Below are 24,024 nucleotides of genomic sequence, written 5' to 3'. Positions count from 1 at the left end.
CTGACGGTCGTTGCGCGTTTGGACGCGGATTATTATTGGGTCGAACCCCCTTGGATCAGGGTAGTGCGCGGAGCGGCTCGGGATGGGAGCAAACACCGGTCAGACACGATGCAGCGGTGCCGGACGCGCTCAGTGCGGATAGCACGCGGTCGGGCGGGGCTTGGGTAAGCCGCAGGGATTATAGGAATGGGGCCGGCGATACAACAAGGGGGCGCGCGATCTGCCAATCGCGGCAGATCAATTGTGGGAGGGGGGGCTCCCACATTCGAATGCGTTGAGTCAGGACGCTATGCGGCGACGGGTACGCGGCTGGTGTGCCAGATCAGCACCTTGCTCACCCGGTTATCCTCGGTCTCAAGGATTTCCAGGCGATAGCGGCCGATCTTCAGGCATACGGCACAATCTGGAATGGTTTCCAGTGCTTCAGTCACCAGGCCATTGAGGGTCTTGGGACCGTCGCTGGGCAGGTGCCAAGCCAGGCTCTTGTTCAGTTCGCGGATCGATGCGGCGCCGTCGATGATATAGCGGCCATCCGCCTGCGCTTCGATATGCGGGTTGTCCACACTGTGTTCGCTTTCGAATTCGCCGACAATTTCTTCGAGGATATCTTCCAGGGTGACGATGCCCAGCACTTCGCCGTACTCGTCCACCACCATGCCCAAGCGCCGTTGCTGCTTGTGGAAGTTCAGCAGTTGCAGTTGCAGCGGCGTGCTTTCCGGGACGAAGTAGGGTTCGTAGCAAGCGGCAAGCAAGGCTTCCTTGGTCAGGCTGGAATCCGGCAGCAGGTGCTGGATCAGCCGGGTGTTGAGCACGGCTTGGACCTGGTTGATATCGCTGTGGAACACTGGCAGCCGGGTGCGTTGGGAGTTGCGCAATTGCTCGATGATCGCTTCAAGCGAGTCATCCAGGTTGATGCCCTCCACTTCGCTGCGCGGCACCAGGATGTCGTTGACCGTGATGTTGTCCAGCGCGTGGATGCCGGGCAGGCCAGGGGGGCGGTTGCCTTCGGTCTCGGCCTCGGGTTCGTCATCATGGTCGGGCAGTGGTTCGTCGCTTTTTTTCACGATGCCGGGCTTGCGCGCAAAGGGGCGCAGCAATAGCAGGCTGATGCCGTTGAGCAGCCAGGCGAAGGGATAGACGATTTTCAGTGGCACGCCCAGCAGTGTGTTGCCGAAGCCCAGCACTGCTTGCGGATGGCGGGTGGCCAGCGCGCGGGGCAGGTAGTCGGCCAATATCAGCAGCACGGCACAGGAAATCAGCCAGCCGAGCCAGGGACCGTTTTGCGCCCAGGCATACATCGCCAGCAACGTGCACAGAACCACTACTGCTGCGCGGCACAGGCTATTGCACAGGATCAGGCTGTGGCGGGGAAAACCCAGGCGGGCAGCGGCCTTGTCACCCTGGCGCGTGCCGGGGCGCAGGGCCAGCAAGTGTTGCTGTGCGGCTTCAATGGCGGTAAACAGCGCCGCCCATAACACCAGCAGGGCGATTACCGCGAGCATCGGCCCCAGGGGCAAGTTGTCCATGATCGCTGCCCGTCAGATATGCAGGATGTATTCGCGAACCAGCTTGCTGCCGAAATAGGCCAGCATCAGCAGGCAGAAACCGGCCAGGGTCCAACGGATCGCCTTGTGCCCGCGCCAGCCGAGGCGGTTGCGGCCCCACAGCAGCACGCTGAACACTACCCAGGCCAGGCAAGCCAGCAGGGTCTTGTGTACCAGGTGCTGGGCAAACAGGTTTTCGACGAACAGCCAGCCAGAGATCAATGACAGCGAGAGCAGGGTCCAGCCGGCCCACAGGAAACCGAACAGCAGGCTTTCCATGGTTTGCAGCGGCGGGAAGTTCTTGATCAGCCCCAAGGGGTGCTTGTGCTTGAGCTGGTGGTCCTGCAGCAGCAGGAGCAAAGCCTGGAACACCGCGATGGTGAACATGCCGTAGGCGAGGATCGACAACAGGATATGCGCGAGGATGCCTGGCTCTTCATCGATCACCTGCACCGTGCCGGTGGGGGCGAACTGCGCCAATAACACCGTCAGCAGGCCCAGGGGGAACAACAGCACCAGCAGGTTTTCCACCGGGATACGTGCGCAGGCGATCAGCGTCAAGGCGATCACGGCAGCGGCAATCAGGCTGGCGGCGCTGAAAAAGTCCAGGCCCAGGCCGACCGGCGTCATCAGGTGGGTGAACAGGCTCGCGGCGTGTGCCACCAAGGCGAGGGCGCCAAGGCCGGACAACAGGCGCTTGTCGGCCTTGGCGCATTTGGCCAGGCGGGTGCCCTGATAGAGGGTCGCAGCGGCATATAAGAAGGCGGCGGCGAGACTGGGTAGCAAACTGGGTGACAAAGGGAGCATAAATCCTGTTAGGCAAGCCCGAAAGGCGCTGAGTTTGGCATACCCCTGCGTTCCACGAAAGACTCCAAGGCCAGACAGCGGGTGTGCACAGGCGCAGTCTTCGCTATAATCCGCGACCTGCCCACGCCGCAGGCTCGCCGAGCGCTGTTTTTAATAGCGATTTACCACAGCCTGGGCCGTCATTACCTCGGTCTACCAATGCATTTCGATGAATAGGGCCTGAAAGGATCGCGCATGTTTGAAAACTTGACTGACCGTCTCTCGCAGACGCTGCGCCACGTTACCGGCAAGGCCAAGCTGACCGAGGACAATATTAAAGACACCCTGCGCGAAGTGCGCATGGCGTTGCTGGAAGCCGACGTCGCCTTGCCTGTGGTCAAGGACTTCGTCAACTCGGTCAAGGAGCGTGCGGTCGGCACCGAAGTGTCCCGCAGCCTGACGCCGGGCCAGGCCTTTGTGAAGATCGTCCAGGCCGAGCTCGAAAGCTTGATGGGCGCGGCCAACGAAGACCTGAACCTCAGCGCCGTGCCACCGGCCGTCGTGTTGATGGCCGGTCTGCAAGGTGCGGGCAAGACCACCACCGCCGGCAAGCTGGCGCGCTTCCTTAAAGAGCGCAAGAAGAAATCCGTGATGGTGGTGTCGGCTGACGTCTATCGTCCGGCGGCCATCAAGCAGTTGGAAATGCTCGCGGGCGAAGTGGGCGTGACGTTCTTCCCGTCCGACCTGAGCCAGAAGCCGGTCGACATCGCCAATGCGGCTATTAAAGAAGCAAGACTGAAATTCATCGACGTGGTCATCGTCGATACCGCTGGTCGCCTGCACATCGATGAAGAGATGATGGGCGAGATCAAGGCGCTGCATGCCGCGATCAACCCGGTCGAGACCCTGTTCGTGGTCGACGCCATGACCGGCCAGGATGCGGCCAACACCGCCAAGGCATTTGGTGATGCACTGCCGCTGACCGGCGTGATCCTGACCAAGGTCGACGGCGATGCCCGTGGTGGTGCCGCGCTGTCGGTACGCGCAATCACCGGCAAGCCGATCAAGTTCATCGGTATGGGCGAGAAGAGCGACGCGCTCGAGCCGTTTCACCCTGAGCGGATCGCTTCGCGTATCCTCGGCATGGGCGACGTGCTCAGCCTGATTGAACAGGCCGAAGCGACCCTCGATAAAGACAAGGCCGATAAACTGGCCAAGAAGCTGAAGAAGGGCAAGGGCTTCGACCTCGAAGACTTCCGCGACCAGCTGCAGCAGATGAAGAACATGGGCGGCCTCGGCGGCTTGATGGACAAGCTGCCGAATATCGGCGGTGTGAACCTGGCGCAAATGGGCAACGCCCAGGGTGCGGCAGAGAAGCAGTTCAAGCAGATGGAAGCCATCATCAACTCCATGACCCCGGCCGAGCGCCGCGACCCTGAGCTGATCAGCGGTTCGCGCAAGCGTCGGATCGCCATGGGTTCCGGCACCCAGGTGCAGGACATCGGTCGCTTGATCAAGCAGCACAAGCAGATGCAGAAGATGATGAAGAAGTTCTCCGCCAAGGGCGGAATGGCCAAGATGATGCGCGGCATGGGCGGTATGTTGCCCGGCGGCGGCATGCCCAAGATGTAAAGATTTCGAGCGGGAGCCCAGCTCCTGCTCCGACCCACAGGGACGTGGGATCTCCAGCAAACCCGCGATTGGCGGGCGCTGACTCGCCGTTTTAACCGACGGCTCTATAGCAGATCTGAATGGCACGCTGATAGGCGCCAGAAAAAGACATTTGCAAAAGTCCGGATATTCCTTAGAATATGCGGCCTTTCGGGCACCTATGCCCGCTGTGCATTTAGATTTGCAGCACCGACTACAGGAACGATGTTCACATGCTAACAATCCGTCTTGCCCTTGGCGGCTCCAAAAAGCGCCCGTTTTACCACTTGACCGTAACCGACAGCCGCAACCCGCGCGACGGTTCGCACAAGGAACAGGTTGGTTTCTTCAACCCTGTTGCTCGTGGTCAAGAAGTTCGTCTGTCCGTGAACCAAGAGCGCGTAGCCTACTGGCTGAGCGTTGGTGCACAGCCTTCCGAGCGTGTTGCCAAGTTGTTGAAGGACTCGGCTAAGGCCGCAGCCTGAGCAATATGAACGCGACGCCAGCTGTTGCTGATGATTTGATCGTTATCGGCAAGATTTATTCTGTTCATGGCGTTCGCGGCGAAGTGAAGGTGTATTCCTTTACTGATCCGACTGAAAACCTGTTGCAGTACAAGACCTGGACGCTCAAGCGCGAAGGTAGTGTGAAACAGGTCGAGCTGGTCAGTGGACGCGGGAGCGATAAGTTCCTGGTCGCAAAGCTCAAGGGTCTTGATGATCGTGAAGAAGCTCGTCTTCTGGCTGGTTATGAGATCTGCGTGCCGCGCAACCTGTTCCCTGAATTGACCGATGGCGAGTACTACTGGTACCAGCTGGAAGGTCTGAAGGTTATCGATCAACTCGGGCAATTGTTCGGGAAAATCGATCATCTTCTGGAAACCGGCGCCAATGATGTAATGGTGGTCAAGCCTTGCGCTGGCAGCCTGGATGATCGCGAACGCCTGTTGCCCTATACCGAGCAATGCGTGTTGGCTGTCGACCTGGTAGCGGGCGAGATGAAGGTGGAATGGGACGCGGACTTCTAAGCGTGGCTAATTTGCGCATTGAAGTGATCAGTTTGTTTCCCGAGATGTTCTCCGCCATCAGCGAGTACGGCATCACCAGTCGGGCGGTGAAACAGGGGCTGTTGCAGCTGACCTGTTGGAACCCGCGAGACTACACGACGGATCGACATCACACTGTGGACGATCGCCCATTTGGCGGTGGCCCGGGCATGGTGATGAAGATCAAGCCCCTGGAAGACGCGTTGGTTCAGGCCAAGGCCGCCGCCGGGGAGAAGGCGAAGGTGATTTACCTGTCCCCTCAAGGCCGTCAGCTGAAACAGGCGGCGGTACGCGAACTGGCGAATGAGGAAGCACTGATCCTGATTGCCGGTCGCTATGAAGGCATTGACGAGCGTTTTATTGAAGCTCATGTCGATGAAGAGTGGTCGATTGGGGACTATGTCCTGTCTGGCGGTGAGCTGCCGGCGATGGTCCTGATAGATGCGGTTACACGACTGCTGCCTGGAGCTTTAGGGCATGCGGACTCTGCGGAGGAAGATTCCTTCACGGATGGTTTGCTGGATTGCCCGCACTACACCCGTCCGGAGGTGTATGCGGATCAGCGTGTTCCCGACGTATTGCTAAGTGGCAATCACGCACACATCCGGCGTTGGCGTTTACAGCAGTCCCTTGGTCGGACCTATGAACGACGCGCCGATCTTCTGGAAAGCCGCTCGCTTTCTGGAGAAGAGAAGAAGCTGCTCGAGGAATACATCCTCGCGCGGGACGATAGTTAACAACGTATCGATGGTAGGTCCGACGACTTACCTTAGGAGCACAGCATGACTAACAAAATCATCCTTGCACTCGAAGCAGAGCAGATGACCAAAGAGATCCCTACCTTTGCCCCAGGCGACACCATTGTCGTTCAGGTGAAAGTGAAGGAAGGCGACCGTTCGCGTCTGCAAGCGTTCGAAGGCGTGGTAATCGCCAAGCGTAACCGTGGTGTGAACAGTGCTTTCACTGTTCGTAAAATCTCCAACGGTGTTGGCGTAGAGCGTACTTTCCAGACCTACAGCCCGCAAATCGACAGCATGGCCGTTAAGCGTCGCGGTGACGTACGTAAAGCCAAGCTGTACTACCTGCGTGACCTGTCCGGTAAAGCAGCTCGCATCAAGGAAAAACTGGCTTAAGTCCAGCTTCCCGATGCAGAAAAAAGCAGCCTACGGGCTGCTTTTTTGTGCCTGGAATTTGTTGAAAATCCGGGACTACGTGGCGGCTATCGCGAGCAAACCTGCCCCCACAGTTGATCGCTGCGGTTCGCGCAATCGAGTAAGACACAAAAAACTGTGGGAGTGGGCTTGCGCGCGATAGGATCTACCCGACATCACCTTCACCTGCCTGAGTCACCATGCCTGCCATCGACCACCCCTTGATCGACCGCTTCCTCGACGCCCTCTGGTTGGAGAAAGGCCTTTCGGACAACACCCGTCAGGCTTATCGCAGCGACCTGGCGCTGTTCAACGGCTGGTTGCAGGAAAAAAACCTCGAGCTGATCAATGCTGGCCGCGAGCTGATCCTTGACCATCTGGCCTGGCGTCTGGAGCAGAACTACAAGCCCCGTTCGACTGCGCGTTTCCTTTCCGGTGTGCGTGGTTTTTATCGCTACTTGCTGCGGGAAAAGCTCATTGCCCTCGACCCGACGTTGCAGGTGGATATGCCACAACTCGGTAGGCCTTTGCCCAAATCCCTGTCTGAAGCCGACGTGGATGCCTTGCTCGCCGCGCCCGACCTGAGCGAGGCCATCGGCCAGCGCGACCGCGCCATGCTCGAGGTGCTGTACGCCTGCGGCCTGCGGGTGACCGAGCTGATCAGCCTGACCCTGGAGCAGGTCAACCTGCGCCAGGGCGTGCTGCGGGTGATGGGCAAGGGCAGCAAGGAACGGTTGGTGCCGATGGGGGAGGAGGCAATTGTGTGGGTTGAACGCTACATGCGCGATGCCCGTGGCGAACTGCTCGGTGGGCGCCCCAGCGATGTGCTGTTCCCCAGCCAGCGCGGCGAACAGATGACCCGCCAGACCTTCTGGCACCGCATCAAGCACCAGGCCAAGGTGGCGGGCATCGGTAAGTCCTTGTCGCCACATACCTTGCGCCATGCGTTCGCCACCCATTTGCTCAACCACGGTGCGGATTTGCGCGTGGTGCAAATGCTGCTCGGGCACAGTGACTTATCCACAACCCAGATCTATACCCATGTGGCGCGGGCACGTTTGCAGGATATGCACGCCAAGCACCATCCGCGTGGTTGAAAACCGCCAATTTATCAGGCCACGGGCTGCCCTGCGGCCCAACTGTGGTAGGCTTTGCCGGTTAGCAAAGGGGACGGCCCAGACCTGTGTTTGCAGGCCCGTGTTTTTAGATCGGTGTGCTTGCCCACCGTCCCTGCATCTGCCTTCAGGAGTTCCCATGCGCTTGACCCAGATTATTGCCGCCGCAGCCATTGCGTTGGTTTCCACGTTTGTCGTCGCCGATGACGCTGCCGAGCAGACCATTCGCAAGAGCCTGGCCAACTTGCAGCTCGATACGCCGATCGAAAGCATCAGCGCCAGCCCGATGGCCGGCCTGTACGAAGTCAAGCTCAAGGGCAGCCGTGTGCTGTACGCCAGTGCCGATGGCCAGTACATCGTCCAGGGCTACCTGTTCCAGCTCAAGGATGGCAAGCCGGTCAACCTGACCGAGAAAGCCGAGCGCCTGGGTGTATCCAAGCTGATCAACGGGATTCCGGTGGCTGAAACCGTGGTTTACCCAGCCATCGGCGAGACCAAGACCCACATCACCGTGTTTACCGATACCACCTGCCCTTATTGCCACAAGCTGCACGCCGAAGTGCCTGCGCTGAACAAGCTGGGTGTGGAAGTGCGCTACGTTGCGTTCCCGCGCCAGGGCCTGGGTTCGCCGGGTGACGAGCAGTTACAAGCCGTCTGGTGTTCAGCCGACAAGAAAGCGGCCATGGACAAGATGGTTGATGGCAAGGAAATCAAGGCGGACAAATGCGCCAACCCGGTTTCCAAGCAATTCGCCCTCGGCCAATCCATTGGCGTGAACGGTACACCGGCCATCGTTTTGGCTGACGGTCAAGTGATTCCGGGCTACCAGCCGGCACCGCAAGTTGCCAAACTGGCACTGAGTGCCAAGTAAACCAGTATCGTCGAACCTTTGACGATCATGGCCCGTTGAACGATCAGCGGGTCATCAATTGAAAGCCGCAGTTGTGCGGCTGTTTTCCACGGCCGACCTAGCGTCGGCCGTTTCATGGGGAGTTCTTCAGTGAAACCGGTCAAAGTAGGCATCTGTGGGTTAGGGACCGTCGGTGGCGGTACCTTCAACGTACTTCAGCGTAATGCTGAAGAAATTTCCCGCCGTGCAGGGCGTGGGATTGAAGTGGCGCAAATTGCCACGCGTTCGCCAAAGCCTCAGTTCCAAACGACCGGTATTGCGATTACCAACGATGTCTTCGCCGTGGCCACCAACCCTGAAATCGATATCGTCATCGAGCTGGTCGGCGGCTACACCGTGGCCCGCGAGCTGGTGCTCAAGGCTATCGAGAACGGCAAGCACGTGGTCACCGCCAACAAGGCGCTGATCGCCGTGCACGGCAACGAGATCTTCGCCAAGGCCCGCGAGAAGGGCGTGATTGTCGCGTTCGAAGCCGCAGTGGCCGGCGGTATTCCGGTGATCAAGGCCATTCGTGAAGGCTTGTCCGCCAACCGTATCAACTGGGTAGCCGGCATCATCAACGGCACCGGTAACTTCATCCTCACCGAAATGCGCGAGAAGGGTCGTACTTTCGAAGACGTGCTGGCTGAAGCCCAGGCCCTGGGCTACGCCGAAGCCGACCCGACCTTCGACGTCGAGGGCATCGACGCGGCGCACAAGTTGACCATCCTGGCGTCCATCGCCTTTGGTATCCCGCTGCAATTCGACAAGGCTTACACCGAAGGCATCACCCAACTGACCACGGCCGACGTGAACTACGCCGAAGCCCTGGGCTACCGTATCAAGCACCTGGGCGTGGCGCGCAGCACACCGGCCGGTATCGAGTTGCGTGTACACCCGACGCTGATCCCGGCCGATCGCCTGATCGCCAACGTCAACGGTGTGATGAACGCCGTGATGGTCAACGGTGATGCCGCCGGTTCCACCTTGTTCTACGGCGCCGGCGCCGGCATGGAGCCGACCGCTTCGTCGGTGATCGCCGACCTGGTGGACGTGGTTCGCGCCATGACCAGCGATCCGGAAAACCGCGTGCCGCACCTGGCCTTCCAGCCGGATTCGCTGTCGGCCCACCCGATCCTGCCGATCGAGGCATGCGAAAGCGCCTACTACCTGCGCATCCAGGCCAAGGACCATCCGGGCGTGTTGGCCCAGGTCGCCAGCATCCTGTCGGAGCGCGGCATCAACATCGAGTCGATCATGCAGAAGGAAGTCGAGGAACAGAACGGCCAGGTGCCTATGATCCTGTTGACCCACCGCGTGCTTGAGCAGCGCATCAACGATGCCATCACCGCTCTGGAGGCCTTGCAGGGCGTCGTGGGCCCGGTGGTGCGGATTCGCGTCGAACACTTGAACTAACCGATTTGTTCCAGGGGCCCCGTGTGTGCGGCGGCCCCTGTTCGAGAATGTTTTAGAGGAGCCAGTCATGCGTTACATCAGCACCCGCGGCCAGGCACCGGCCCTGAATTTCGAAGACGTTTTGCTGGCAGGCCTTGCCACCGACGGCGGCCTGTACGTGCCGGAGAACCTGCCACGCTTCACCCAGGAAGAAATTGCTTCCTGGGCCGGCCTGCCGTACCACGAACTGGCATTCCGGGTGATGCGCCCGTTCGTTACCGGCAGCATCCCGGATGCGGATTTCAAAAAGATCCTGGAAGAGACATACGGCGTGTTTTCCCACAGCGCCATCGCCCCGCTGCGCCAACTGAATGGCAACGAGTGGGTGCTTGAGCTGTTCCACGGCCCGACCCTGGCGTTCAAGGACTTTGCCCTGCAACTGCTGGGTCGCCTGTTGGACTACGTGCTGGAAAAGCGCGGCGAGCGCGTGGTGATCATCGGCGCTACTTCCGGTGACACCGGTTCGGCGGCCATTGAAGGCTGCAAACACTGCGAAAACGTCGATATCTTTATCCTGCACCCGCACAAGCGTGTGTCGGAGGTGCAGCGTCGGCAGATGACCACCATCTTCGGTGAGAACATCCACAACATCGCCATCGAAGGCAACTTTGATGACTGCCAGGAAATGGTCAAGAACAGCTTCGCTGACCAGAGCTTCCTCAAGGGCACGCGCCTGGTGGCAGTGAACTCGATCAACTGGGCGCGGATCATGGCCCAGATCGTCTACTACTTCCACGCCGCCCTGCAGCTGGGTGGCCCGGCGCGTTCGGTGTCGTTCTCGGTGCCGACCGGCAACTTCGGCGATATCTTCGCCGGCTACCTCGCGCGCAACATGGGCCTGCCGATCAACCAGTTGATCGTCGCCACCAACCGCAACGACATCCTGCACCGCTTCATGAGCGGCAACCAGTACGTCAAGGAAACCCTGCACGCCACCCTGTCGCCGTCGATGGACATCATGGTGTCGTCGAACTTCGAACGCCTGCTGTTCGATATGCACGGCCGTAACGGGGCTGCGCTGGCTGAGTTGATGAACAGCTTCAAGAGCGGTGGTGGTTTCAGCGTCGATCAAGAGCGCTGGACCGAAACCCGCAAGCTGTTCGACTCCCTTGCGGTGGACGATGCACAGACCTGCGAAACCATCGCTGAAGTCTATGCCCAGACCGGCGAACTGCTGGACCCGCATACCGCCATCGGTGTAAAGGCTGCGCGTGAATGCCGTCGCAGCCTGGATATCCCGATGGTGATCCTGGGCACCGCCCACCCGGTCAAATTCCCGGAAGCGGTGGAAAAGGCGGGCGTTGGCAAGGCTTTGGAACTGCCGGAGCATCTGGCCGACCTGTTCGAGCGTGAAGAGCGTTGCACAGTGCTGCCGAATGATTTGAAGGCGATGCAGGCGTTTGTCAGCCAGCATGGTAATCGTGGCAAGCCTTTGTAAGACAAATCACGAAGACAAAAACGCCGCTTTCCCTTCCTTGGGTCAGCGGCGTTTTTCGTTTCTGGCGGGCCCGCTCAAGTGTTACGAGAATAGTTTCTGGGCGACGACTATGACTGTGCCGACAGCGGCATAGAAGCCGGTCGCGATAGCCACCGGGTACCAGAACGTCTCACAGGTTATCTTCAGGGATTCTGCGTGGAGTTTGTTTTGCTCTGCATTCATGCGTGCTATCTCAGCAAAAATACGGGATACCTCGGCGTGCATCCTGTCTGTCGCTGTCTGTTGTTCATTTTGTTCTGCCATCGTATTTATCCTTCGGAATATGGGCCTTTTGACATGCGCTTTACCTGCGTGGCAGCGTGACCAGCGCTCACCGAGATAGGATTCACCTCCGGTCACAGCCGTCGGAAACCCCAAAACAGCCGCCCATTGCGTAAGCAGTCATGTGCGCCGTTTTTTGGTTGTCATGTTGCAAGCGCATGCTGGTTCTAGTCACTCCCCGAAACCCCCATAACGACGAAAAAGCGAACTTTCCTACGTTACATCCAGTCACTTAGGATAGATGCAGCTCCCGTTGAACCGATTGTTCCCGAACTATTGAGTGGTGATCGAGATGGAAAGTATCAGCCTATTGCTCGAAGAAGCACTGAGCCCTTATCAGGTTACGCTGACCGCCTCTGGTGCGCAGGGCGAGTGCCTGGTGACCGTGAAGAATCCTGCTGGCGCCATCGTGGTCGAACGTGAAGTCGACCGTGCGCAACTGACTGACAAGCGCGCTCTGGTGGATGTGGTGGATTGCCTGCTGCGCGATCTCAAAATCGCAGAGGGGCGTCTTGAACCGTCGGTGATCGCGGCCCTGCGTAACGCCGCCCAGACCCGTAGTGGGGTGTTGGCATGAAGAATTATTTTTCTTCGGAACCTTCCTACGCTATGACGAGTCAGATTTCGTAACAGTAAGAGCAAACATTGTGCTCCGGTGTTTGTGTCTTGTTGTACTGGTCTTTTTGTAGGCCACGTTTAACCCCGAGTTGTCTCCCCACTCCTCGGGGTTTCTTTTTGCCCGCGATTTGTCAGGGCATGGGCGAGTCCTGGAAAAAGCTTGGGTTGTCGCGCAGGTAGTGTTCCCGGGTGACCGGGTCCAGCCATGAAGCATAGGACTGCTGCACCTGTTCCAGAGGGATGTCACGCAGTACCTGGTTGATGCGTTCGATCGCCTCGCGGCCGAGGGCGGTGTTCGAGCAACCGATGTGCGTGCGTTGGTAAGGCGCGGCGCCCTTGATCGGGAAAAACATCAGCTCCTGTGGGTCAATCCCCTGTTGCATGGCGTGGTAGCGGATCTCCGTCCAATAGCCCAGGACCGCTTCCAGGCGGCCGAGACGTTGCATCTGCAACAGGCTGCCCAATGCATCGTTGCCGTAGTGCAGCGCCAATTTGTGCGCGGTGGCGTGCTTGAGGCGCTCGTCGATGACGGCGCCATAGCTGCGTTCTGCGGTGGCGCCAAGCCGGGTGTTGGGAGCGTCGAGAAAAGCCTGCAGGTCGAACTGACCGTCGTTGATGAAGGGCGCCATGGCCTCCTGCTGGCTCCGGCGGATCATCACGCCATTGCTCACCGTCACGAAGGCCTGGGTCGAAAAAACAACGTACTTGGCGCGCTCCGGTGTCCACAGCAGTGACGGGTCACAGGTGAACGACGGCTCGCGCAGCATTTGCGTGCCCCGGGCGCGGTTGACGTGCAGGATCTGATGGCGATATTCCGGCAGGCGCTCGGCGAGCATGGGCAGCAACTGGTCCAGTGCTCCCTGCCCCTTGCGCGGGCCTTCGAAGATGGTCACCGGTGGCAGGTCGCGCAACAACCAGACCAGCGTATCCTGGGCGTTGGCCGATACCGGCCAGCCGCCGACCATCAAGGTGACGTGACACAGGCAAATGAACCAGCGCTGGACGCGACGTGTCATCAGATCGCGCCATCCTCATGCAAACGGGTGATTGCCAGGGCATCGTAGCCCAGCGCCTGGAGCAGCTCGTTGTTGTGTTCGCCCAGCTTCGGCCCGACCCATTCACAACTGCCGGGCGTGTCCGACAGCTTGGGCACGATGCCGGGCATCTTGAAGTCCTTGCCGTCCGGCAGTTGCGCCTTGAGGAACATCTCCCGAGCCAGGAATTGCGGGTCTGCGAGCATGTCTTCAGCACTGTAGATGCGGCTGGCGGGGACCTCGGCCTTGTTCAACTGCTCCACCACCTGCTCCAGTGGCAAGGCGTTGACCCAACGATCAATCACCCCGTAAAGCTCATCGCGGCGGCCATCACGCCCATCATTGCTGGCCAGTTCCGGGTCGTTGGCCAGGTCCTCACGGCCGATGGCCGACATGAAGCGCTTGAAGATCGCATCGCCGTTGGCGCCAATCTGCACGTGCTTGCCGTCCGCACTGGTATGGATCGAGGATGGCGTGATGCCAGGCATGATGTTACCGGTGCGCTCGCGGATAAACCCGAACACGTCGAACTCGGGGACCATGCTTTCCATCATGGCGAAAATCGCTTCGTACAGCGCCACATCCACCACTTGGCCGACCCCACCATTGACCTCGCGATGACGCAGTGCCATCAGCGCACCGATCACCGCCCAGAGGGCGGCAATCGAATCACCGATGGAAATCCCGGTACGCACCGGCGGGCGGTCTTCGAAGCCGGTGATATAGCGCAGCCCTCCCATGGACTCGCCCACCGCGCCAAACCCTGGCTGGTCTTTCATTGGCCCGGTCTGGCCGAAGCCAGAGAGGCGCACCATCACCAGCTTCGGGTTCAGTGCGTGCAGGGTTTCCCAGCTCAGGCCGAGCTTTTCCAGGACGCCGGGACGGAAGTTTTCGATCAGGATGTCGGCGTCTGCCAGCAACTGTTTGAGGACCGCCAGCCCGTCCGGATGCTTGAGGTTCAGCGTCAGTGACTTCTTGTTGCGCGCCTGCACAAACCACCACAACGAGGTGCCTTCATACAGCTTGCGCCACTTGCGCAGCGGGTCGCCGCCATCCGGCGACTCGACCTTGATCACTTCGGCGCCGAACTCGGCGCAGATGCGTGAAGCGAAGGGGCCGGCGATCAGGGTGCCGAGTTCGATGACTTTCAGGCCGGCAAGCGGTTTGGCATTAAACGACATGATGATCCTTTCAAGCGCAGGGCAGTGGTGTGATGCCTTTTAACATAGGCGAGTGGCCCAGGGATAAGGATGATGCAGCGCAGGATTCGTTGAATGCCCTCGCCATCGGTTAGACTGGCCGCCTTTCCCTGTCTCTAGAAGCCCGTTCATGGCCCAGCCGTCCACGACCTATAAATTCGAACTCAACCTCACCGACCTCGATCGCTCGGTGTACGAGAGCGTCAAACAGACCATCGCCCGCCACCCGTCGGAAACCGAAGAGCGTATGACCGTGCGCCTGCTGGCCTACGCGCTGTGGTACAGCGAACAGGTGTCGTTCGGCCGTGGCCTCTCGGATGTAGACGAGCCGGCCCTGTGGGAAAAAAGCCTGGATGATCGGGTTTTACACTGGATCGAAGTCGGCCAGCCCGATGTCGACCGCCTGACCTGGTGCTCGCGCCGCGCCGAACGTACCAGTTTGCTCGCCTATGGCAGTCTGCGCGTGTGGGAAGGCAAGGTGGTGCCGGCGGCGAAAAGTATGAAGAACGTGCACATCGCTGCCGTGCCGCAGGAAGTCCTCGAGACCTTGGCCAAGGACATGCCGCGCGTGATCAAGTGGGACGTGATGATCAGTGAAGGCACGATCTTCGTGACTGATGACCGCGGCCAGCACGAAGTGCAACTGCAATGGCTGGTCGGCGAACGCGGTTGAAAAATGTGGGAGGCGGCGTGCTCCCGATGACGCTGGCGCCGGTCAAGTTGCAGTCACTGTTGCGCCGCTGCCGGGAGCCATTCGAATTGTCGCACCGCCCCTCCCACAACTGACCCGTGCCGCTTTAAGCCGTGTTGTTTAACCGTTGTATCAGCAGAGAAGCTCCCGTCACCCCATGCGTATCGATCCTCGCCCATTACCCGCCGTCATGCCCTTCCTGGGTGAACTGCCACCGCTGTTGACCCGCCTCTATGCCGCTCGCGGGGTGCAGTCCGAGGCGGAGCTGGATAAAAGCCTGGCGCGGTTGATTCCCTTCCAGCAGCTCAAGGGCATCGACGCGGCGGTAGACCTGTTGGTGACTGCATTGCAGCAACGCCAGCGCATCCTGATCGTCGGCGACTTCGACGCCGATGGTGCCACCGCCAGCACGGTGGGCACCCTGGGCCTGCGGCTGCTGGGTGCGGCCCATGTCGATTACCTGGTGCCCAACCGTTTCGAATTCGGCTATGGCCTGACCCCGGAAATTGTCGCCGTCGCCCTGCAGCGCGAGCCGCAGTTGTTGATCACGGTGGACAACGGCATCTCCAGTGTCGAGGGCGTGGCGGCGGCGAAAGCGGCGGGGCTCAAGGTGCTGGTCACCGACCACCACTTACCGGGGGATGAATTGCCGGCGGCGGACGCCATCGTCAACCCGAACCAGCCAGGCTGTGAGTTCCCCAGCAAGGCATTGGCCGGCGTAGGCGTGATCTTCTACGTGCTGATGGCCCTGCGTGCGCGCTTGCGCAGTTTGGGCTGGTACGAGAACAAAACGCAGCCGAACATTGGGGAGTTGCTCGACCTGGTCGCCCTGGGCAGCGTCGCTGACGTTGTACCGCTGGACGCCAACAACCGCATCCTGGTCCATCAGGGCCTGGAACGTATTCGCGCCGGTCGTGCGCGGCCAGGGATCAAGGCGATTCTCGAGGTCGCCAAGCGCGATGCGGCGCGCATCACGTCCACCGACCTGGGTTTTATCCTCGGCCCCCGGTTGAACGCTGCCGGGCGCCTGGATGATATGAGCCTGGGTATCGAATGCCTGCTGACCAGCGATTTTGCTGCGGCTCGGGAAATGGCTGCGCAATTGGACGGTATGAACCAGGACCGCAAATCCATCGAGCAAGGCATGCAGCGCGAGGCCCTGGCCCAGCTCAAGGACTTGCCGGTGGACTCGATGCCCTATGGCTTGTGCCTGTTCGATCCGGAGTGGCATCAAGGGGTGATCGGTATTCTGGCGTCGCGCATGAAAGAGCGTTATTTCCGCCCGACCATTGCCTTCGCCGACGCCGGTGATGGCCTGCTCAAGGGCTCGGGGCGCTCTGTGCCGGGCTTCCACATCCGTGATGCCCTGGCGGTAGTCGCCAGCCAGCATCCGAACCTGATCGCCAAGTACGGCGGCCATGCCATGGCGGCGGGGCTGACGCTGCCCGAGGCGAATTTTCCCCTGTTTGCCGAAGCCTTTGACGTTGAAGTACGTCGGCAATTGCGCGAAGAAGACCTCACCGGCCGGTTGCTGTCCGATGGCACCCTGGCGGTTGAGGAGTTTCACCTCGAACTGGCCCGCGCGTTGCGGCATGCCGGGCCGTGGGGGCAGCACTTTCCCGAGCCGTTGTTTCACGGCGTGTTCCAGTTGGTGGAGCAGCGAGTGGTGGGGGAGCGACACCTGAAAGTGGTGCTCAAGACCGAATGCGGGTCGGTGAAGCTTGATGGCATTGCGTTTGGAGTGGACCGCGAAGTGTGGCCGAACCCGACGGTGCGTTGGGTGGAGTTGGCCTACAAGCTGGACGTGAACGAGTTTCGGGGGAATGAAACCGTGCAACTGATGATTGCCCACATCGAGCCGCGCTAGATTTTACTAACACCGCAAAACAACTGTGGGAGGGGGCTTGCCCCCGATAGCGGTAGGTCAGTCACAGCATTATTGACTGACACTCAGGTATCGGGGCAAGCCCCCTCCCACAGTTTGATTTGTGTAAGGCTCGGGTTTATTCGGCCTTGGCCTGGTGCTTGACGATGATATCCACCAAACGCTTGGCCAGCGCCGGGTAGTTTTCGTCGAAGTGATGCCCGCCTGGCAGCTTCACAGCCTCGCCCACGGCGGTCTTGTCGGTACAGCCGCTCTCGTCGACCTCTTCGGCACCGTAGATGCACACCACTTTATCAGCCGGCAGCTTGGCCATTTCCGGGCCGGTCGCGGCTTCCTTGCCGGCATTGCCCAGCCAGCCTTCTACTTCGATTTCAAAGCTGCCGGTGCGGGCGAACGCCAGCAGGATGATTGCGTCGACGCGCTGCTGTTCGTTTTCCGGCATGCGGTTGTAGATCGCTGGCAGGACGTCGGCACCGAACGAATAACCGGTAAGCACGAAACGCTTGGTGCCCCACTTCTGCCGGTAGTGTTGCATCAGCTCGGTGAGGTCCTTGGCGCTTTGTTCCGGGGTCTTGTGCTGCCAGTAGTAGCGCAGGGTGTCGATGCCTACGACCGGATAGCCGATCTTGGCCATCTCGCCGGCCACGTCGCGGTCCAGGTCACGCCAGCCGCCATCGCCGGACAGGAACAGGGTCACGGTGTCCTTGGCCTGGCCTGCCGGCACTTCCACGACGGGAATCGCCAGGCCGCCGTTGTCCGAGCCCACCAGTTGCTTGCGCAGTTCGTTGTTCAGCACTTGCGGGTAGTGAATGTCGTAGTCGCTGATGCTGGTGGTGGCGCGCGGTGTGTCGCGGACGAAACTGGCGCTTTCATCGTCGGGGTTGTCATTCCATGCGACCAGCCAGTTGCCATGGGCGGATGTTTTCGGCAGCGGGTCCTTGCAGCCTTCCTGCACCAGGGCGAAGCCGACGGAAATGGCATTGGCCTTGTCGTCGTTCTGTGTGGCCAGCCAGCGCCAGGCGAGGGCGGCGCCAGGGCCAATGCCGCTGACCAGCGTCGCCGGGCCATTGAGCTGGCCCAGGGCGCCTTGCAGTGCTTGTTCCTGCAGCTTGCAGTCGTCCTTGGGCAGGATCACCTGGACAATCTGTGCCTTGCCGCCCTGGCTCAGGGCTATCAGTTGGCTGTCGGTCAGGGTTTCGTCGGCCATCACGGCCACGGCGACCCGGGCTTTCGCCGTACCGGCCGGGGTCACGCGGGTCATCACCGAGCCGTCGGCCTGGGGCAGTTGTTCCAGGGTCGGCTGCGGGGCAGGGCGGTTCCAGTACCAATAGCCGCCACCCAGGACTAGGGCGAGCAGCACTACAAAGGCCAATACATACCGCCAGGAGCGTCGAATCATCAGCGTTTCACCAATCCAGTCAAGCCGCCCGCGATCAGGGCGGCGGTATCGGCCAGTGCAACCAGCGGATCAAGTCCCGCGGGCACGGCCATGTAACGGGGTTCCCAGTCAGGCTGGAACTTGTCTTTGAAGCGGCGTAACCCTTGGAAGTTATACAGTTGCTCGCCACGACGGAACACCATTGAGCCCAAGCGTTGGGTCAGCGGCGCACCGCGTCGCGGTTGCAGGCCCGACAACGGCACCATGCCGAGGCTGAAGCGGGCATAGCCGTGGCTCTTATAGTGTTGAATCAGGCCGACCATCATGAATTCCATGGTCAGCTTTGGCGCGTCCGGGTGGGCGCGCATCAGGTCGAGACTGGCCAGGTCGTGGTTGTAGGTCTCGAGCAGGTTGGCAAAGGCTACCGGGTGCCCTTCGAAGCGAATGATCGCGATACGGAAGTGCTTGAGGTAGTCGTCGCTGAAGCGGCCCAGGGAAAAGCCTTTTTCCCGCACGTTCTTGCCGGTCAGCCAGGCGTCGGAAATGACCTTGAGTTCGTCCATCGGTGCGGTACCGGGTTCATGGATTTCCAGGGACAGGCCGTCCCGGGTGCCACGGTTCCAGGTGTAGCGCAAATCCTTCATCTCTTTGCCCTTGGCTTCCAGGTCAAAGCGTTTCAGGTCGACCCGGGCTTCTTCGCCCAGCTTGATCGCGGTCAGGCCGATGTCCATGTAGTACGGCAGGTTCTCCGCCCGCACCTGATAGAACACCGGGCGCGCATGGTGGATGTCGCACAGGTCACGGAACTGCCAGATCATCTCGGCGCGGGGTTGGGTCGGGCCGATCGGGTCGTACAGGGCCACCAGGCTGCGCCCGCGACGGGCATACATCAGGAAGGCCTCGTCGTTGGGGTGGAACAGTAGCGCCTTGTCACCGGTCAGTGCCAGGCCACCGTCGGGCTGCGACGAGGCCATCAGGATTTTGGTGGCACGCTCCAGCTCCTCCGCGGTCGGCAGGTGGATCACCGGGCGCGCCGTGCGCAGCAGCCAGGTCAGCGACACGATCACCAGCAGCACGGCGGCACCCAGCAGCGAGCGCAGGCCGCGTGGGGCGTTGGCATCCAGGGTGAACTGCCACCACAGTTGGTGGCTGTAAGGCACGTCTTGATAAGCGAACAGCAGCAGCCAGATCGACGCACCCAGCACGCATACGCTGGCCACCAGGTAGAGCGGCGAGAACGGTAGCTCGGTCAGGCGGCTGGCCCGGTAGAACGAGCGCCGGAAAATGGCCAGCAACACGGCGGTCATGGTCATCAGGCTGGCTTCTTCCCAGTCGAACCCCTTGAGCAGTGAAAGCAGGGCGCCGGTCAGCAACAGCACCATCGTCAGCATCCAGGCTGCGGACAAACGGCGGCGCAGGCCTTGGGCCAGCAACAGGCACAGCACGCCGATCAGGCTGGCACCGAAGTGCGAAGCGTCAATCAGGCGGTGGGGAATCAGGAAGCCGATGTTTTCCAGGCGCGAGTCGATTTCGGGCGTGGCGCCGGAAAACAGCAGGACCACGCCGGACAAAAAAACCAGTACGGCCAACACCGGCGCCGCCAGGCCCGAGGCCACTCGCAGGCTCTGTTGGGTCTGGAACAGGCGCTGTGCCTCGTTGACCAGCAGGAACACACAGGCGATCAGCAGCGGCAGCACCACGTAGATCATGCGGTACAGCAGCAGGGCGGCGGCCAAGGGGGCGGCCCCCAGTTTGTCGGCGAAGGCGGCCAGCAGGATGGCCTCGAATACCCCCACGCCACCCGGCACATGGCTGAGCACGCCAGCGGCCAGGGCCAGCAGGTACACCAGCAGGAACGGGCCGAAGGGCGGCGCTTCCGGCAGCAGCATATAAAGGACGGTGGCGGCGGCGGCGACATCCAGCGCGGTGATGATCAGTTGCAGGAACGTCAGGCGTCGGCCGGGCAGGCGCAGCGTGCGGCGGCCCACTTTGACCAGCAGGTTGTCCGGGTAGGGTTGCTCCGGCAGGCGACGGCGATAAATGCCGATGCACAGTGCGGCCGACAACAGCAGCACGGCACCGGCAATAGCGCCGAGCAAACCTTGCGATACATGCAGGGCGGTGGACGCAGCAGGCAAGTTGCTCAAAGTGGCCAATGCAGCCAGCGGCGGCAGGGCGCAGCCCAGGGCCAGGCTGGCGAACACGGTCATATGAGCGACTTCTGAAGCGCCGATACCGTGGCGTGCATATAAACGGTAGCGTACCGAACCGCCCGAGAGCATCGACAGGCCAATGGCATTACCGATCGCAAAGGCAGTGAAGCCGCCGAGGGCCAGGGTCTTGGCAGGTAGTTTTACGCCGGCATAGCGCGCGCCGGAAAACTCATAGCCCAACAGAATGATGAAACCGGCGACGGCGGCGGCGAATGCGCCGAGCAGTGAAGGCTTGGGCACTTCCAGGATCGAGTCGTGGAGGGCGTAGAGGTCCAGCTCCAGCAGCAGGTGGCGGCAGGCGACGAGGGCGATTGCAAACAGCAACAAGGTTACTGCCAGCCCGATGGGTTGGCGATATTTGCTCAACAGATCCAGCCAGCGCAAACGGGTGGGAGTGATCGGTTGTTCTGCTGTGACGGAGTCTTGTGGTTCAGACGAGTTGGCGCGCATCAATCACCTCGTGGATTGTGCGCGACAGGATGGAGGTATCCAGCCAAGTTACCAATCCCTATGGACAAAATAATTACAAATATTAACGCGTATCGCCGGGGGCGGCGACTGCGGCCATTGGTCGTAGAGGATTAAGCATAGTGTGCAATGGAATGGACTCTATAAACCCTATACGGTTTCATGAAAGATGCCATGCCATTGTTTCAGAAGAGCTTTTTCACCGGATACAAAAAAGGCCACTCTTTCGAGTAGCCTTCTTTGATGTTTGGTTGCGGGAGCCGGATTTGAACCGACGACCTTCGGGTTATGAGCCCGACGAGCTACCAGACTGCTCCATCCCGCGTCTGTGGGCGGCATTCTACAGTCCAGCGGCGAGGTGTCAACCGTTAATGGGCCGATGGGTCAAATAAGTGTGAAATGAGAGGGGGGAGGTCGACCGCGGAAGGTAAGTGCGCGATGAGTAAAGATTTTTTTGTCTTACAATTTTCATACAGACACAAAACAGACACGCACAAAAAAGGCCACTCTTTCGAGTAGCCTTTTTTGATGTTTGGTTGCGGGAGCCGGATTTGAACCGACGACCTTCGGGTTATGAGCCCGACGAGCTACCAGACTGCTCCATCCCGCGTCTGTGTGTCGGCATTCTACAGAGGAACGCGGGTGTGTCAACCTGTGAATTGAAGAAAAGCGCTTGTGGTTCAATTGCTTAGCTCTCCAAGCGCGTAGCTCGGTACGCTCGGGCCCAGTCTGGCTGAGGGTTTCAGCTCTATTGGGTGGACAATTTCGATTGAAAAAATAAATTCACCTTGGATTTTTCCTACCGCTCAGACGGAAGAATCAAACTACTGGTGCTATATACAGGGGTGAGTGCGATACTGGCCACCCGTTGAACTACACCCTTTATATGACGCAGCGCAAAATCATCCACGTCGACTGTGATTGCTTCTACGCCGCCATCGAGATGCGCGATGACCCGAGCCTGGCGCAAAAGCCGCTGGCGGTAGGGGGCGCGGCCGATCGGCGTGGTGTGATTGCCACCTGCAACTACGAAGCGCGGGCCTATGGCGTGCGCTCGGCGATGTCCTCTCACCATGCCCTGAAGCTCTGCCCGGACCTGACCATCGTCAAGCCGCGCATGGATGCCTATAAAGAAGCGTCGAAGGAAATCCAGACGATCTTTCGCGACTACACCGACCTGATCGAACCGCTGTCGCTGGATGAAGCCTACCTGGATGTCTCTGACAGCCCGCACTTTGGCGGCAGTGCCACGCGTATCGCCCAGGACATTCGCCGCAGGGTTTCCAACCAACTGCACATCACCGTGTCCGCCGGGGTGGCGCCGAATAAATTCCTGGCCAAGATCGCCAGCGACTGGAAGAAACCCAACGGCCTGTTTGTGATCACCCCCGACCAGGTCGAAGACTTTGTCTCCCAGTTGCGCGTGAGCAAGCTGCATGGCGTTGGCAAGGTGACGGCGGACAAGCTTGCGCGCCTGGGCATTGAAGACTGCTTGCAGTTGCGCGAGTGGAACAAGCTGGCACTGGTGCGCGAATTTGGCAGTTTTGGTGAACGGCTGTGGAGCCTGGCCCGTGGGATTGATGAGCGTGCGGTGCAGAATGACAGCCGCCGGCAATCGATCAGTGTGGAAAATACCTATGATGTTGACCTGCCAGATCTCTCAAGTTGCCTGGCGAAACTCCCCGAACTGATGGAAACCCTGGCCGGGCGCATGGCGCGCATCGACAGCAGTTACCGCGCGGGCAAGCCGTTCGTGAAGGTGAAGTTTCATGACTTTACCCAGACCACGCTGGAGCAGGCCGGGGCAGGGCGGGACCTGGAGAGTTATCAACAGCTGATGACCCAGGCATTCAATCGCGGTGGCAAACCGGTGCGGTTGCTGGGGATTGGGGTGCGGTTGCTCGACCTGAGTGGTGGCAACGAACAGTTAGAGTTCTCTTGGTAGAAACCGGGAACAAAATGTGGGAGGGTCAAGCGTACATCGCCTTCTGTAGGAGCGAGGGGGACGCATAGTTCTTGCTCGCGAATAACTCACAGGCACCGCGTTGATTCAGGAAACACGCGTTATCGTTGAGGTTCTTCGCGAGCAAGCTCGCTCCTACAAAAAAGCCTTAACTGAATGGCATTCGGGCTTGCCCTCACCCATTTAGATCTAAGCGTTTCCGAAGTATCAGCGTGCGCCGGGATCCGCCACCAAGCGCCCCGCATCCTTGGTCAGCGCTTGCAGGAATTCCTGCTGCAACTCCGGATCATTGCGGGTCAGTTCAATCAGGCTTTGTTCCAGCTCGCTGGCTTCTTCTTCCAGGCCCAGTTCCGACAGGCGCTTGACCCGATGCACCCATTGGCTGACTTCGTCATCTTCCAGGTCGTCGTAGATCAGGGCATGCGCTTCCAGCAGCTTGCCGCGCAGGGTGTTGCTGATCGCCAGGGTCGAGTCCGAATGCACGTCGTCCTGGCCATCTTCCACGCTGATCTTCAAGGTCGTGATGCGGTTCAAGTCCTGCTCGGCGAACGGGCTGTCCAAAAGGTTCAGGCGCAGCACGCCATTACGGTCGGTGGTCAGCTCATGCACTTGCCGGCCGGCGGTGACCTGTACCGGACGCTCGCTCCAGGGCAGGCTCGAATATTCCACACGCTTGTCGCGCTGGACTTCATCAATACCCGCCAGGTTCTGTTGCGCACGGCCATGGGATTGCACGTTCATGAACGGGTTGAGCCCGTCCACGCCGTAGGTCAGCCAGTCATGGGTCATGCTGGTGGGCAAGTGCCCCAGGGCAAAGATATTCGCCACGTTCGCGCCCGCGCCCGCCACAAGGGCAACTGCTCCCAAGGGCATCTCATAGAGTTTGCGCCAGGGTTGGTAAGGGGTGTAGCGGTCGTAACGACGGGTGACTTCGAACTCGGTGACCTCGAAGGTCTTCTGCTCATGAATGCGAACCCGGCGTTGCGGCAGCTCCAGCACTTTGGGTTCGCCGACATCGATCTGCAGGCTGTGGTCGAGCAATTTCCGCTCGACCCGCTCCTCGTGCTCACTGCGTTGCGACATCTGGTTGGCGCAGCCGCTGACAAGCAGGGCGCCGCACAAGGCGGCGCCCCCCAGGGCTCTGGTGTTTCGCTTGAACATGACTTCTCTTGATCTGGTTT

The 24,024-nt window shown here is 60.1% G+C and carries 21 protein-coding genes and 2 tRNA genes; 13 read left to right on the top strand and 10 right to left on the bottom strand.

All coding sequences use genetic code 11. The annotated features are described in order from the left end of the window. Positions 1–287: 287 nt before the first annotated feature. Together AB7933_RS27775 and AB7933_RS27770 are read right to left on the bottom strand one after the other, a co-directional pair. Positions 288–1,526, bottom strand: a complete 1,239-nt coding sequence (locus tag AB7933_RS27775; protein ID WP_024077239.1) for a transporter associated domain-containing protein — start codon at positions 1,524–1,526, stop codon at positions 288–290. 12 nt (positions 1,527–1,538) lie between these two features. Beyond that, positions 1,539–2,351 (bottom strand): cytochrome C assembly family protein, encoded by an 813-nt coding sequence (locus AB7933_RS27770; RefSeq protein WP_024077238.1) that lies wholly within the window; start codon positions 2,349–2,351, stop codon positions 1,539–1,541. A gap of 234 nt (positions 2,352–2,585) precedes the next feature. Between AB7933_RS27770 and ffh the strand changes: the two genes are divergently transcribed. The 9 genes from ffh to thrC all read left to right on the top strand — a co-directional run bounded on the left by ffh (position 2,586) and on the right by thrC (position 11,073). Then, positions 2,586–3,962, top strand: coding sequence for a signal recognition particle protein (gene ffh / locus AB7933_RS27765; protein ID WP_024077237.1), 1,377 nt, complete (start codon positions 2,586–2,588; stop codon positions 3,960–3,962). A gap of 251 nt (positions 3,963–4,213) precedes the next feature. Continuing rightward, positions 4,214–4,465, top strand: coding sequence for a 30S ribosomal protein S16 (gene rpsP / locus AB7933_RS27760; protein WP_003175899.1), 252 nt, complete (start codon positions 4,214–4,216; stop codon positions 4,463–4,465). Positions 4,466–4,470: 5 nt separating this feature from the next. Beyond that, positions 4,471–5,007 (top strand): ribosome maturation factor RimM, encoded by a 537-nt coding sequence (gene rimM, locus AB7933_RS27755; RefSeq protein WP_024077236.1) that lies wholly within the window; start codon positions 4,471–4,473, stop codon positions 5,005–5,007. Next, complete coding sequence (trmD, locus tag AB7933_RS27750; protein ID WP_024077235.1) at positions 4,989–5,762, top strand: tRNA (guanosine(37)-N1)-methyltransferase TrmD; 774 nt, start codon at positions 4,989–4,991, stop codon at positions 5,760–5,762. The genes rimM and trmD overlap by 19 nt, the downstream gene beginning before the upstream one ends. A gap of 45 nt (positions 5,763–5,807) precedes the next feature. Further along, positions 5,808–6,158 carry a 50S ribosomal protein L19 gene (rplS, locus tag AB7933_RS27745; RefSeq protein WP_003175895.1) on the top strand — a complete coding sequence of 117 codons (351 nt, stop codon included), beginning with the start codon at positions 5,808–5,810 and terminating at the stop codon, positions 6,156–6,158. Positions 6,159–6,376: 218 nt separating this feature from the next. Beyond that, entirely contained in the window at positions 6,377–7,273 is an 897-nt protein-coding gene (gene xerD / locus AB7933_RS27740; protein WP_017846134.1) for a site-specific tyrosine recombinase XerD, read from the top strand. Positions 7,274–7,430: 157 nt separating this feature from the next. Beyond that, entirely contained in the window at positions 7,431–8,162 is a 732-nt protein-coding gene (locus AB7933_RS27735; protein ID WP_024077234.1) for a thioredoxin fold domain-containing protein, read from the top strand. A gap of 129 nt (positions 8,163–8,291) precedes the next feature. Further along, positions 8,292–9,596, top strand: coding sequence for a homoserine dehydrogenase (locus AB7933_RS27730; RefSeq protein ID WP_024077233.1), 1,305 nt, complete (start codon positions 8,292–8,294; stop codon positions 9,594–9,596). Between the two features lie 67 nt (positions 9,597–9,663). After that, entirely contained in the window at positions 9,664–11,073 is a 1,410-nt protein-coding gene (thrC, locus tag AB7933_RS27725; RefSeq protein ID WP_024077232.1) for a threonine synthase, read from the top strand. Positions 11,074–11,154: 81 nt separating this feature from the next. Here the strand turns inward: thrC and AB7933_RS27720 are convergent, their stop codons facing one another. Continuing rightward, positions 11,155–11,376: a hypothetical protein gene (locus AB7933_RS27720; RefSeq protein ID WP_024077231.1), complete on the bottom strand. Its 222-nt coding sequence runs from the start codon at positions 11,374–11,376 to the stop codon at positions 11,155–11,157. Between the two features lie 310 nt (positions 11,377–11,686). On the opposite strand from AB7933_RS27720, the gene AB7933_RS27715 reads away from it, so the two are divergent. Further along, positions 11,687–11,971 (top strand): DUF3509 domain-containing protein, encoded by a 285-nt coding sequence (locus AB7933_RS27715; RefSeq protein WP_041161012.1) that lies wholly within the window; start codon positions 11,687–11,689, stop codon positions 11,969–11,971. Between the two features lie 172 nt (positions 11,972–12,143). On the opposite strand, the gene AB7933_RS27710 is transcribed toward AB7933_RS27715, so the two are convergent. Further along, positions 12,144–13,028 (bottom strand): TIGR02285 family protein, encoded by an 885-nt coding sequence (locus AB7933_RS27710; RefSeq protein WP_024077229.1) that lies wholly within the window; start codon positions 13,026–13,028, stop codon positions 12,144–12,146. Next, positions 13,028–14,227 carry a CaiB/BaiF CoA transferase family protein gene (locus tag AB7933_RS27705; RefSeq protein ID WP_024077228.1) on the bottom strand — a complete coding sequence of 400 codons (1,200 nt, stop codon included), beginning with the start codon at positions 14,225–14,227 and terminating at the stop codon, positions 13,028–13,030. Before AB7933_RS27705 ends, AB7933_RS27710 begins: the two co-directional genes overlap by 1 nt. A gap of 148 nt (positions 14,228–14,375) precedes the next feature. Between AB7933_RS27705 and AB7933_RS27700 the strand changes: the two genes are divergently transcribed. Beyond that, positions 14,376–14,918 (top strand): YaeQ family protein, encoded by a 543-nt coding sequence (locus AB7933_RS27700; protein ID WP_024077227.1) that lies wholly within the window; start codon positions 14,376–14,378, stop codon positions 14,916–14,918. Between the two features lie 175 nt (positions 14,919–15,093). Then, positions 15,094–16,803, top strand: coding sequence for a single-stranded-DNA-specific exonuclease RecJ (gene recJ, locus AB7933_RS27695; protein WP_024077226.1), 1,710 nt, complete (start codon positions 15,094–15,096; stop codon positions 16,801–16,803). Positions 16,804–16,939: 136 nt separating this feature from the next. Here recJ and AB7933_RS27690 read toward each other — a convergent pair whose 3' ends face one another. From AB7933_RS27690 to AB7933_RS27675, 4 genes are all read right to left on the bottom strand, one after another. Continuing rightward, positions 16,940–18,220 (bottom strand): virulence factor family protein, encoded by a 1,281-nt coding sequence (locus AB7933_RS27690; protein WP_024077225.1) that lies wholly within the window; start codon positions 18,218–18,220, stop codon positions 16,940–16,942. Next, positions 18,220–20,862, bottom strand: coding sequence for a bifunctional lysylphosphatidylglycerol flippase/synthetase MprF (mprF, locus tag AB7933_RS27685; RefSeq protein ID WP_024077224.1), 2,643 nt, complete (start codon positions 20,860–20,862; stop codon positions 18,220–18,222). The genes AB7933_RS27690 and mprF overlap by 1 nt, the downstream gene beginning before the upstream one ends. Positions 20,863–21,128: 266 nt before the next feature. After that, a tRNA-Met gene (locus tag AB7933_RS27680) sits at positions 21,129–21,205 on the bottom strand. A gap of 208 nt (positions 21,206–21,413) precedes the next feature. Beyond that, positions 21,414–21,490, bottom strand: a tRNA-Met gene (locus AB7933_RS27675). A gap of 276 nt (positions 21,491–21,766) precedes the next feature. Here AB7933_RS27675 and dinB point away from each other — a divergent pair. Next, entirely contained in the window at positions 21,767–22,825 is a 1,059-nt protein-coding gene (gene dinB / locus AB7933_RS27670) for a DNA polymerase IV (RefSeq protein WP_024077223.1), read from the top strand. A 225-nt stretch (positions 22,826–23,050) separates the two neighbouring features. Here the strand turns inward: dinB and AB7933_RS27665 are convergent, their stop codons facing one another. Beyond that, on the bottom strand, positions 23,051–24,004 hold the full coding sequence (locus AB7933_RS27665) for a hypothetical protein (protein WP_024077221.1): 954 nt from the start codon (positions 24,002–24,004) through the stop codon (positions 23,051–23,053). Positions 24,005–24,024 lie beyond the last annotated feature (20 nt).

The organism is Pseudomonas gorinensis (assembly GCF_042015035.1).
GTDB lineage: Bacteria > Pseudomonadota > Gammaproteobacteria > Pseudomonadales > Pseudomonadaceae > Aquipseudomonas > Aquipseudomonas gorinensis.
Note: the sequence above shows the minus strand (reverse complement) of the source record. Positions and strands in the feature narration are given on the sequence as shown.